Consider the following 8,481-nt stretch of genomic DNA (forward strand, 5'->3'; position numbering starts at 1 on the left):
TCCTCATGCTACCGAGGCGTACGGACAACTCCTCGGACGGGACTTTAACCCGCTAGATTTACTGCTGTTACTGCGAACAGTCAGGTCGCGAATTAAGAATTCAATGAACCGATAGAGCCAAACTCGACTGATCCTGCCGCCACTGAGCAGTCCTAATCCAATCTCAATCAATAAATGGATTCTCAATTACCAATCCATCAATTTTCTGACCGTGCTGCAAGTCTTCCGTGTATAAACGCGTGCAGCCGGATTCGAGAGCTGTAGCAACAATCAAAGCATCGTAAAAACTGAAGCCATAGCGCGATTGAAGATCCAGGCCGCGCCGGTAAAGTGCCAGGCTGGGCATGATTCGCCATAAGGGAATCAAGATCTGTTCCAGAAATCGCTGGGCGTTTTCTGCGCTCATGGGAGATGGCAGTTTGCGCGTCACAACGTTGAGTGTCTCCTGGACAACTTGATGGCTGATGCAAGTACTGCGAGTTTCCAGCGCTCTCTGAATCAGTTGTTCTGCAATAGTACGTTTGTGCTCATCGGTTTCGTCGAACAGGTAGATGAAAACATTGGTATCGATAAATTCACCGCTCATTCATTTCATCTCGCGTGAATTTGCGACCACCTGTACGTACTTGTTCACGTAATTCCTCGATTAATGCCATTGCAGATTCGGTTTGATGCTCCTGTCGCACATAATCTGCCAGCCAGCGGCGGAATTGCTCATTGAGGGTGGTTTGTTCGGCGCGAGCCCGTTCACGAGCGGCTTCAATCAGTTTATCGTCCGCACTTAAGGTGATATTTTTCATCCGTTGTATCCTTCCTTGAAATAGTGTACGCGATAATAGTGTACACTATTTATGCTGGATGAATCAGAATCAGGCACAAAAGGGTCTTGACATTATTCCTTCAAAAAAACCCCGCTGCATAATCATCGGCGAATTATTCAGCGCTTCTCTAATCTTCCCGTCGCAACTGGGGAAACAGAATCACGTCGCGGATACTCGGACTGTCGGTCAATAGCATGACCAAGCGGTCAATACCAATGCCTTCACCCGCCGTGGGCGGCAGGCCATATTCCAGTGCACGGATATAGTCCGCATCGTAATGCATCGCCTCGGCGTCACCAGCATCTTTGGCATTGGCTTGTTCCTGAAAGCGCGCTGCCTGATCTTCCGAATCGTTTAATTCCGAAAACCCATTGGCAATTTCACGTCCGGCGATATAGAGTTCAAAGCGGTCGGTGATTTCAGGGTTAGTGTCGTTGCGACGTGCCAGCGGTGAGACTTCTGCCGGATAATCGATAATAAATGTGGGTTCAAACAGTAAATGCTCGGTGGTTTCATCAAACAATGAAAGCTGTAAGCCGCCGATACCATCGTGCGAATTATAGTGTATGCCCAACGTTTGCAATTTATTGATCATGAAATCACGATCCTGTAATTGCATATCGGAATATTCCGGATGGAATTTCTGAATCGCCTGGGTAATGGTTAAACGCATAAACGGCTTTGCCAGATCGATTGCCTTGCCTTGGTAAGTGATCTGAGTGGTTCCGAGCACTTTTTCCGCCACACTGGAGAACATTTTTTCGGTGAAATCCATCAGGTAAGTAAAATCCTGATAGGCTTCATAGAATTCCACCATGGTAAATTCCGGGTTGTGCCGCGTGGAGATGCCTTCATTGCGGAAATTGCGGTTTATTTCAAAAACTTTTTCCATGCCGCCGACAACCAGCCGTTTCAAGTAAAGCTCTGGTGCGATACGCAAATAGAGCGTCATGTCCAATGCATTATGATGCGTGGAGAAGGGTCGCGCCGAGGCCCCGCCGGGAATCGGGTGCATCATCGGCGTTTCAACTTCCAGATAATCGCGTGCGACGAAGAATTCTCGAATTGCCTGTATCACTTTGGAGCGTACCGTAAACACCTTGCGCGCTTCTTCATTCGTGATCAGATCCAAGTAGCGCATACGGTATTTCTGTTCCTGATCGGTCAATCCATGAAATTTTTCCGGCAGCGGGCGCAGCGATTTTGTCAGCAATTGCAAGTCCGTCACGCGAATCGAGAGTTCGCCGGTCTTGGTTTTAAATAACGTGCCTTCCGCGCCGAAGATATCACCCAAATCATGGTGCTTGAACGCGGTATGCACCGCTTCGCCGGTATGATCATCCGAAATATACAACTGAACGCGACCGCTCATGTCCTGAATCGTCGCAAAGCTGGCTTTTCCCATGACGCGCTTTAACACCATGCGTCCTGTTACTTTTGCAATAGTTGGCTGTTCTTCCAGTTTTTCTTTTGTGAATTCGTCAAATTGCTGATGTAATGCTGCCGCCAGATGCTCGCGCCGAAAGGTATTCGGGAAAGCGTTGCCTGCTTGCCGCAATTCGGTGAGTTTGGCGCGACGTTCAGCAATAATTTGATTTTCATCCTGGGGAGCAGCCGATTGATTTTCCTGGTTCATGTTATGGTTCGTTGTGTAAAGATTGGGAATAAAATTAATGGAGGGATTATACGCTGCAAGCGGGGAATCTCGTCATGTATCAATTCTTGGGTTCGGATAGGTTGCTGGCCGGATTGAATTTTAATGGTCATTAGCTCGCTATTTCAACCCGGTTTCTCCCTTTATGCTTGGCCAAATAGAGTGCTTCATCGGCGCGCCGTAATAACAGATTCTCGTCCAGCGTATCTTGTTCTGTGCCGATGGCTACACCCAAGCTGATCGTGACGGGAACCAGTATCTGATCGGCATTAATTTCCTGGCAGGCAATGGCACTACGGAATCTTTCCGCAGCTTTTAAAGCGCCAGCTTGATCATAGGGTGAGATAATCGCCAAGAACTCTTCGCCGCCATAACGTCCAATGTATTCATGAGAGCGGGCCGATTGGGTCAGGCGACTGGCAATTTCGCATAACACCGCATCACCCGTGAGATGGCCGCAGGTATCATTAATGGTTTTAAAGTGATCAATATCAATCATGATCACCGCAATTCCAATTCCACCGCATCTGGCACGCAAGATTTGTTTATGCAAGATATCAAATATGGCAGGGCGGTTGAGCAAACCGGTTAAGGCATCATGTGTGACGCGCTGTTGCAATGATTTTTTCTGCGCGATGAGTTGCTTGTTTAGCTTTATTCCTTTGTATAATTGGGTTTTCTCAAGGATGACCGCCAATTGGCTGGCGATTTGCAGGGATAAATCCTTATGCAGGTTTTTGTAAATGCTTTTTTTGCGGCAAGAAAAGAAAACAAATCCAATCGTTTTTCCAGCGGCTACCAAGGGGCAGATGAGGCAGGAGCGAACGCCTTCTTTAATAATTGCTTGCGCAAGCCTGGATTCTGGGTGTTTTTCCAAATGTGTGCTTAAATCATTAATGATTAGCATTTCGTTGATGTCGATGATTGCTTGCAAACCCCTGTCAGACATAGGAATTGAAAGGCCGGAAATTAATTCTGTCTGGTCATAATCGGCACGCGACCAATGCAATTTAAGCTTGCTGCCATCATTCTCAAATAAAGCCAAGCTAATCCGGTCATACGGTAAATGTACCTGAAAGGATTCATAAATGTGGTTCAGTACATCGATCAGCTGTAGATTGAGGTTGCACTCAACCATAATTCGATAGAGAGATTGACTTCTTTCTGACTGTTTCTTGAGGTAAGTGGATAGTTTTTTGAGGGATTTACCCAAATGACCAATTTCATCGTCACCGATCGGAATATCCGGTGTGAAATCGCCGCGTGCCATCGCTTCGGCTGCTTTACACAAGGCTGAGATTCGATCATTTTTTTTCATGTCTTTGCCACCGATTAAAATACTGTTGCACATTAAATCAAGACATTCATTTATTAGTATACGCTGACCACCTTATCAGGCTTTGAGTTTCCTCAGATTATTCATTCACAGGAATAAATATAACGCATTGAACACGATAGTGGTTGAATAAAGAGACAGAACAATCATTTAGAGGTATTTTTATGTGAATATGTAACAACACAGGGCATTAACGCACGGTCAATGCTAGAATTCTTAAATTGTTGTTTACGAAACCGGGGCAGGATAAAAGCGAGATGATTGGGATTTTAGTTCTCACACATGAAGATTTAGGGGATCATATGATTCGTTGCGCAAGCCATGTAGTCGGCATGAAGCCGCCGCAGTTGCTGCATTTGAGTGTTTTTCCACAGGATGACCCCGACGCCTTATTAACCCGAGCGCGCGCATTGATAAGGCAGCTGGACAGTGGTGATGGGGTGCTGGTACTGAGTGATATGTGTGGCGCAACACCCTGCAACATTGCCAGCCGGTTAATGCAACCCGGGAAAGTGGAATGTATCGCGGGTGTCAATTTGCCTATGCTGGTGCGTGTGTTGACTTATCGTAATGAGCCGCTTCCTGTGGTGATCGAGAAAGGACTGAGTGGCGGCCAATGCGGTGTCATGCATATTGGTGCGGAGCCTTGCCATGCAGACTAAAGAAGTAGAAATTGTCAACAAACTGGGATTACATGCGCGCGCGTCTTCAAAACTGACGAAACTGGCCAGTCAATTCAAATGCGAAGTCTGGGCGACAAAGAATAATCGCCGCGTAAATGCAAAAAGTATCATGGGGGTTATGACGCTGGCGGCTAATAAAGGGTCACGCATACAGATCGAAACGACCGGTGATGATGAGGTTGAAGCGCTGGCAGCGCTGGCGGCATTGGTTGAAGACTATTTTGGTGAAGGCGAATGAGCTTTATCCTGCAAGGTATTGGCGTATCGGAAGGCATTGCCATCGGGCATGCGCATTTGGCTGCACCGGCTGCTTTAGAGGTGATGCATTATCTGATTCCAAAAAATCAGATAGACAAAGAGATTGCGCGCTTGGATAGTGCTTTTACTGTTGTTCGTAAAGAATTTGAGACGTTGCAAAAATCTGTCACCGATGGTCATGCGCGGGCGGAGTTTAGTGCATTCCTGGACTTGCATCTGATGATCTTGGATGATCCGATGCTTTCCGAGGCGACCCGGAGCATGATCGTACAAACCCAGTGCAATGCGGAATGGGCGCTGACGCAGCAAATGCAAGTGTTATTAGCACAGTTTGAAGAAATCGAAGATGCTTATTTGCGCGAACGCAAATCCGATGTGGTGCAAGTTGTCGAGCGTGTGCTCAAAGCGATGCTGGGACACCCCGGTTATTTGCCGGTGGCATCAAGACTTACCGGCGATAGTATTCTAGTGGCGCATGATCTCAGTCCTGCCGATGTCATGCAATACAAACAGCATCAGTTTACCGCTTTCCTGACCGATTTTGGCAGTCAGACCTCGCATACCGCGATTGTTGCGCGTAGTCTCAATATCCCTTCTATCGTGGCACTGCATCAAGCGCATCAATTAATTCTGGAGAACGATCGTCTGATTGTGGATGGCACGCATGGCATTGTCATTGTCAATCCGGATAAGTATGTCCTGGATGAATACCGTTTGCGGCAAGGCCAGTTGGAGCTGGAGAAAAAAAAGCTGCAGCGCATTAAGAGTGTTGTTGCGGTAACACTGGATGGCACGCCGATCGATTTATACGCCAACATAGAACTTCCGGAAGATATTGAGCAAGTCAAAACCAGTGGCGCCACAGGCATCGGTTTGTTCCGCAGCGAGTTTCTGTTTCTCAATCGCGATGACTTGCCGGGCGAAGAGGAACAATTTGAGGCTTACCGGACTGTTGCAGTCAAAATGCATAAACAGCCGGTTACCATTCGTACCTTTGATCTGGGGGCGGATAAAAGTCTGAAAGGTGCCGTACAAGTTGCGGCTAACCCGGCGTTAGGGTTGCGTGCTATCCGGTTGAGCCTGGCGGAGCCGAGAATGTTTCATACGCAGCTACGCGCTATTTTGCGCGCATCTCAATACGGCGATGTTCGTATCTTGGTGCCGATGCTGTCCAATGTGGCGGAAATTGATCAAACCTTACATCTGATTGAGTATGCGAAACAGACCTTACGCGATGAAAAAATTCATTTTGATGAACATATTAAAGTCGGTGGGATGATTGAGATTCCAGCGGCTGCGTTGAGTCTGAATCTCTTTATGCGAAAGCTGGATTTTTTGTCCATTGGTACCAATGACCTGATTCAATATACCCTGGCTGTTGACCGGATCGATGATGCGGTGGCGCATCTTTATGATCCGTTTCACCCAGCCATATTGTGGTTGGTTTCACACATTATTCAGAGTGCCAATCACGCCAAAGTGCCGGTGTCGATTTGTGGTGAAATGGCCGGTGATAAGAATTTTACCCGGCTACTGCTGGGTTTCGGGCTGCAGCAATTCTCCATGTACCCGGCGCAATTACTGACAGTGAAAAACCAGATATTAAAAAGCCATTTGCCTGATATTATTCCGCTGACACAAAAGATCATGAAAACGGATCAACCGGAAAAGATGGCTGAATTGCTGGCTAAGTTGAATGATTAGAAAAACTCTGAAAGAGCTAATTGCGATCATGGTGAACTAGCCGATGGGTTGATCAGAGTTTTCCTAGTGTGTGCCACTTTTTGGGCGATATAATTACAAACAGGATTTTTGGTCGTTTTTTCAGGATTTTTCTTATATAAATGCAAGATTCAAAATCAGTTGGTGTTGTGACACCGCAATATGTAACCATTGATAAGCCGTTGCAGTTGAAAAGCGGATTGATGCTGGATAGCTATCATCTGGTGTTTGAAACCTACGGACAACTGAATGCAGCACGATCCAATGCGGTACTAATTTGTCATGCGCTTTCAGGCAATCACCACGTAGCCGGAGTGTATGCGGATAAAGAGAAGAGCTACGGTTGGTGGGATAATATGGTGGGTCCGGGCAAGCCGATTGATACCAATCGCTTCTTTGTGATGGGTGTGAACAATCTGGGCGGTTGCCACGGTTCTACCGGTCCTGCTAGTATTGATACGAAAACCGGAAAGCACTACGGTGCGAGTTTTCCGATTGTTACCGTGGAAGACTGGGTGGAAACCCAGGCGCAATTGGCCGAGCATCTGGGAATTGAACAGTTTGCCGCAATAGTCGGCGGCAGTCTGGGCGGGATGCAGGCAATGCAGTGGACGCTGGATTATCCGGAAAAAGTGCGTCATGCGCTGGTGATTGCCGCGGCGGCCAAATTGACTGCACAAAATATCGCGTTTAACGATGTCGCCCGTCAGGCGATTATGACCGACCAGGAATTTTACGGTGGCAATTACTACGCTTACGACACGTTGCCGAGGCGCGGCCTGCGGCTGGCTCGTATGCTGGGGCATATCACTTATCTGTCTGACGATTCGATGGCAGCTAAATTTGGGCGCAGCTTGCGTAATGGGGATCTTTCTTTCGGTTTTGATGTTGAGTTTGAGATCGAATCCTACTTACGCTATCAGGGCGACAAATTTGCGGATCTGTTCGATGCCAATAGCTATCTGCTGATGACCAAAGCGTTGGATTATTTTGATCCGTCGAATGCCTACGGTGGCGATTTAAGTGCGGCGTTCCAGGTTGCCAAGGCGAATTACCTGATTTTATCGTTTACATCCGATTGGCGCTTCTCGCCGGAACGTTCTCGGGAGATTGTCAAAGCGCTACTGGATAACAAGATTAACGTGAGCTATGCAGAAATCACCTCCAGCCACGGCCATGACTCGTTTCTGATGGAAACGCAGTATTACCATCAACTGGTGCGAGCCTATATGGACAATGTTTCTACCTGATTGAATGAGCTATTAATTAACCATGACTGATACAACAGCACCATCAACCATCGCATTACGCCCAGATTTTGCCGCCATTGCCGAATGGATTAAACCCGGCGCAAAGATTTTGGACTTAGGCTGCGGCGATGGCTCACTGCTGCGCTATTTGCGCGACACGCGGAATGTTTTTGGCTATGGCGTGGAAATCGATGACGACAACCTGCTCAGTTGCTTTCGTAATGGCATTAATGTAATCCAGAATGACCTGGAAGCAGGGTTGTCCAGCTTTGAATCGGGCTCGTTCGATTATGTCATTCTGTCCCAAACTTTGCAGGCCATGCGCCACACCGAAGGTATCATTCAGGAAATGCTGCGAGTGGGTAAGGAAGGCATCGTCTCATTTCCCAATTTCGGCTACTGGAGAAACCGTATGCAGGTTATTTCCGGGCATATGCCTGTGTCAAAAACTTTGCCCTATCACTGGTATGACACGCCCAATATTCATTTATGCACGTTGGGTGATTTTGAAGCGTTGTGTCAGCAATGTGACGCACGTATTCTCGAGCGCAGGGTGATGAACGGCGATCATCCGGTCAATTTCCTGCCGAATCTGATGGGGATGCTGGCGTTTTACCGCTTTGAGCGGCGAGAATGATCGGGTTTTCCGGAAAATTAGAGAATCTCTGATTAAGTTGATTACATTCATGGTTCGACAAGCTTGTATGGTGTTTCTGGCTCCTTCTTGAGAGACTGGAAGGAGCTGGGGTGGAGGGAC

At 47.4% G+C, this 8,481-nt stretch carries 9 protein-coding genes; 5 read left to right on the forward strand and 4 right to left on the reverse strand.

From position 1 onward, the window contains the following. Positions 1-163: 163 nt before the first annotated feature. From ACH10T_RS13035 to ACH10T_RS13050, 4 genes are all read right to left on the reverse strand, one after another. Positions 164-586, reverse strand: coding sequence for a PIN domain-containing protein (locus tag ACH10T_RS13035; RefSeq protein ID WP_394809691.1), 423 nt, complete (start codon positions 584-586; stop codon positions 164-166). Further along, positions 576-800: a hypothetical protein gene (locus ACH10T_RS13040; RefSeq protein WP_394809692.1), complete on the reverse strand. Its 225-nt coding sequence runs from the start codon at positions 798-800 to the stop codon at positions 576-578. The genes ACH10T_RS13035 and ACH10T_RS13040 overlap by 11 nt, the downstream gene beginning before the upstream one ends. 148 nt (positions 801-948) lie before the next feature. Next, positions 949-2,457, reverse strand: coding sequence for a lysine--tRNA ligase (lysS, locus tag ACH10T_RS13045; protein ID WP_394809693.1), 1,509 nt, complete (start codon positions 2,455-2,457; stop codon positions 949-951). A gap of 130 nt (positions 2,458-2,587) precedes the next feature. Continuing rightward, positions 2,588-3,793 (reverse strand): diguanylate cyclase, encoded by a 1,206-nt coding sequence (locus ACH10T_RS13050; RefSeq protein ID WP_394809694.1) that lies wholly within the window; start codon positions 3,791-3,793, stop codon positions 2,588-2,590. Between the two features lie 275 nt (positions 3,794-4,068). Here ACH10T_RS13050 and ACH10T_RS13055 point away from each other — a divergent pair, with 275 nt between their 5' ends. The 5 genes from ACH10T_RS13055 to metW all read left to right on the forward strand — a co-directional run bounded on the left by ACH10T_RS13055 (position 4,069) and on the right by metW (position 8,361). Next, positions 4,069-4,473 carry a PTS sugar transporter subunit IIA gene (locus tag ACH10T_RS13055; RefSeq protein WP_394809695.1) on the forward strand — a complete coding sequence of 135 codons (405 nt, stop codon included), beginning with the start codon at positions 4,069-4,071 and terminating at the stop codon, positions 4,471-4,473. Then, positions 4,463-4,732 carry an HPr family phosphocarrier protein gene (locus ACH10T_RS13060; RefSeq protein WP_394809696.1) on the forward strand — a complete coding sequence of 90 codons (270 nt, stop codon included), beginning with the start codon at positions 4,463-4,465 and terminating at the stop codon, positions 4,730-4,732. The genes ACH10T_RS13055 and ACH10T_RS13060 overlap by 11 nt, the downstream gene beginning before the upstream one ends. Continuing rightward, a complete protein-coding gene (gene ptsP / locus ACH10T_RS13065; protein WP_394809697.1) occupies positions 4,729-6,456 on the forward strand; it encodes a phosphoenolpyruvate--protein phosphotransferase in 1,728 nt (575 codons plus the stop codon). The genes ACH10T_RS13060 and ptsP overlap by 4 nt, the downstream gene beginning before the upstream one ends. 140 nt (positions 6,457-6,596) lie before the next feature. After that, positions 6,597-7,724, forward strand: coding sequence for a homoserine O-acetyltransferase (locus tag ACH10T_RS13070; protein WP_394809698.1), 1,128 nt, complete (start codon positions 6,597-6,599; stop codon positions 7,722-7,724). Between the two features lie 22 nt (positions 7,725-7,746). Beyond that, positions 7,747-8,361 carry a methionine biosynthesis protein MetW gene (gene metW, locus ACH10T_RS13075; RefSeq protein ID WP_394809699.1) on the forward strand — a complete coding sequence of 205 codons (615 nt, stop codon included), beginning with the start codon at positions 7,747-7,749 and terminating at the stop codon, positions 8,359-8,361. Positions 8,362-8,481 lie beyond the last annotated feature (120 nt).

It is taken from the genome of Nitrosomonas sp. (assembly GCF_043753625.1).
In the GTDB taxonomy this organism is placed as follows: Bacteria; Pseudomonadota; Gammaproteobacteria; order Burkholderiales; family Nitrosomonadaceae; genus Nitrosomonas.

Coding starts and splice junctions, on each gene's coding strand:
- ACH10T_RS13035 (WP_394809691.1), bottom strand. CDS start 586: ATGAGCGGTGAATTTATCGATACCAATGTTTTCATCTACCTGTTCGAC.
- ACH10T_RS13040 (WP_394809692.1), bottom strand. CDS start 800: ATGAAAAATATCACCTTAAGTGCGGACGATAAACTGATTGAAGCCGCT.
- lysS (WP_394809693.1), bottom strand. CDS start 2,457: ATGAACCAGGAAAATCAATCGGCTGCTCCCCAGGATGAAAATCAAATT.
- ACH10T_RS13050 (WP_394809694.1), bottom strand. CDS start 3,793: ATGAAAAAAAATGATCGAATCTCAGCCTTGTGTAAAGCAGCCGAAGCG.
- ACH10T_RS13055 (WP_394809695.1), top strand. CDS start 4,069: ATGATTGGGATTTTAGTTCTCACACATGAAGATTTAGGGGATCATATG.
- ACH10T_RS13060 (WP_394809696.1), top strand. CDS start 4,463: ATGCAGACTAAAGAAGTAGAAATTGTCAACAAACTGGGATTACATGCG.
- ptsP (WP_394809697.1), top strand. CDS start 4,729: ATGAGCTTTATCCTGCAAGGTATTGGCGTATCGGAAGGCATTGCCATC.
- ACH10T_RS13070 (WP_394809698.1), top strand. CDS start 6,597: ATGCAAGATTCAAAATCAGTTGGTGTTGTGACACCGCAATATGTAACC.
- metW (WP_394809699.1), top strand. CDS start 7,747: ATGACTGATACAACAGCACCATCAACCATCGCATTACGCCCAGATTTT.